At 46.5% G+C, this 2,313-nt stretch carries 3 protein-coding genes and 1 pseudogene; all 4 read right to left on the bottom strand.

Going from position 1 to position 2,313, the window contains the following annotated elements; translation table 11 throughout:
- Positions 1–12 precede the first annotated feature (12 nt).
- Positions 13–375: pseudogene (locus tag AOQ57_RS08080) on the bottom strand (nucleoside-diphosphate kinase); the annotation flags it as partial.
- Positions 376–386: 11 nt separating this feature from the next.
- On the bottom strand, positions 387–923 hold the full coding sequence (locus AOQ57_RS08075; protein WP_093626914.1) for a PadR family transcriptional regulator: 537 nt from the start codon (positions 921–923) through the stop codon (positions 387–389).
- Between the two features lie 74 nt (positions 924–997).
- A complete protein-coding gene (locus AOQ57_RS08070; RefSeq protein WP_093626916.1) occupies positions 998–1,531 on the bottom strand; it encodes a phenolic acid decarboxylase in 534 nt (177 codons plus the stop codon).
- A 122-nt stretch (positions 1,532–1,653) separates the two neighbouring features.
- Positions 1,654–1,926, bottom strand: a complete 273-nt coding sequence (locus AOQ57_RS08065; RefSeq protein ID WP_093626912.1) for a helix-turn-helix transcriptional regulator — start codon at positions 1,924–1,926, stop codon at positions 1,654–1,656.
- Positions 1,927–2,313 lie beyond the last annotated feature (387 nt).

The raw sequence follows: 2,313 nt of genomic DNA, 5'->3' as shown, positions 1-2,313 counted from the left end.
CATAATATATCAATGAACAACGTTGCGGAGGTTGCCGTCCGGCCATTCCCGGCCAAAGTCGCCCCGGATGGTGCCCTAGGCGGCGTCAACCGGGTTCGTGGCCCCAGCCATGCTATGAATGGCTTTAACTACGTTGGTGCCGGCAACGATAATTCCGACAATTGGTCCCTCAGTCATATAGGACATCAACGCATCAAAATAGGGTGCGTTAACCTTGTCAGCATAGTGTTGGCGTAGTTTTTCTTCGGTCGGTTTAATCATCTTGAGGTCAATAATTTGGTAACCCTTTTGTTCGATGCGAGATAGTACATCGCCAATGTGGCGGTTCTTGACGCCATCAGGCTTAACTAATACTAATGTCCATTCTTTTGCCATCGTTTTCCTCCTTATTTAACCGGGATAAGCCCCTTCAACCAGGTGAGTTGGGCCTCTTGCCTAGCAATGGCCCGTTGTAAGATCAAGTAGTGACCGTAGTTTTGGTTAATGGCTGCCTCCGAGCTAAATAGCAGCTGCTGACGCTCGTTTAGATGGGCTAAGTTTTTTTTAACCAACTGCATTTGCGTATCAATCAGGGCCGTCATTCGGGGGTCGTCTTTATCCTGGATGAAAAACATCTTTAACGAAAAGAGGTCCTTAGAAACCGGCAAACTCTCGTTAGGTGTCTCTAGCCACTCGTTTAAAGTCCGGCGCCCCGCTTTAGTTAGCTGATAATGGATTTCCTTGTCGTTATCCGGGTCAGGAATGATCTTAAGCCACTGGTCAGCCGTCATTCGACGTAATTCTGGGTAGATCTGGCTATGGGAGGACTTCCAAAACTCCCCAATGTCGGTGGTGAACTCCTTGGTGATGTCCTTACCGGTCAACTGACCGTGTTCGCTAATGATGCCCAAGATCACGTAGGGTAAAATACGCTTGGCAGGCACGCGCGTCACTTCCTTTTTGGTCTTTAGAAGCTATTATAGCAAAATCAGCGACCCGCGGGCCGCTGATTATTAAATTATTTTTGACGACGATAGCCCTGGTCATAGAAGTTACCGTTACGGATGTCATCAGTCATTCCCGTGTATGGGGCTTCGTTGATAACTTCATCGTTATCCTGACCGGCGTCACCGATGTAAGTGATGATGGCAAATTCAGGTACCACTAGCTTCGGGTAGGTTGCGTACTTTTCCCGACTTTCGTGCATCAGGTCGATATGGTCGTTTTGGAAGCAAACCGTGATTTCTGGGTGCTCTTCAACCCACTTAGGGAAGAAGATCGTTCCGTTTAACTTATGCTCGTTTGGAACAAAGTCGAGGGCAACGTCGGTCCCAGTTGGTTCTGTCCAGGCCACCTTATAAATTCCTTCCGTCAACATGTTAATGTGGGCCTCTTGATTCTTAACCCAGCGGCCGGCCACCATTCCCCCATGAATTCGGTAATCAACGGTATGGTCATTCTTGGCGTACCACTCGTACTCCCAACCATTATCGTAGGTGTAGATAAAGTGAGTTCCCAAGAAGTCATCGAGGGTCTTGAATTGCTTATCCATGTGATTTAGTTGTGCCATGTAATTTGAACATCCTTTCTTTTTTGGCGATAACGACATAATACTACAGTGTGTCGTTATCGTCAATACTAAAAAAGACGACCTCCTGGGCCGCCTCGCGTTTTCTAATAGTATTTAAGGCTAATTTGCTTTCCCGCCCGGTGGCCGATATCAGCTAAGAGGGCGTAAGAAACATTAAACTCTCCCCTTTCGATCGAACTGACCAAACGAGGGGTTAAACCAATATAGGTTGCAAATTCTTCTTCCGTCATGTCAAGATCCTGGCGTAAAGAACGTACCAGAACGGCCGCATTGGTGTTTAACTGACGCTGTGTCGTCGCATCAAGTCGAGCGACAACTTGGGGTACCGGAACAGAAGCAGAGTTAAGATCAGACATCAAAAACCTCCCGACTTTCGTAACAATTGGACCAACTACCCTTAAGATAGCCACCACTGGTCGGAAGGTCAAGTTGTCTAAATTGGTCTAGTTTCCAGCAAAGACCGCTAGAAAGCGTTTTCTCAGCCGATAACCGCGTGAAAATTATTTTTTTGTTTTAACCAGAAAGCCCCTAACCTTCATTGGTGGTGATTAATAAAGTCGCTAGGGTTCACCACCCTGATGGGTAAAGAAATCCCCGATTGCCGTCCTCACCAACCGTACCTTTTTACCATTAGTTTTCTTTTTGCTCCTGTCAGATTGACATTTATCGCTATTTTTGTTGAAAAATCAAAAAAATACTTGCCAACGGTGTCCAAGACGAGTATAGTATTTCTTGTTGACGCG

It is taken from the genome of Limosilactobacillus gorillae, from assembly GCF_001293735.1.
GTDB lineage: Bacteria > Bacillota > Bacilli > Lactobacillales > Lactobacillaceae > Limosilactobacillus > Limosilactobacillus gorillae.
Note: the sequence above shows the minus strand (reverse complement) of the source record. Positions and strands in the feature narration are given on the sequence as shown.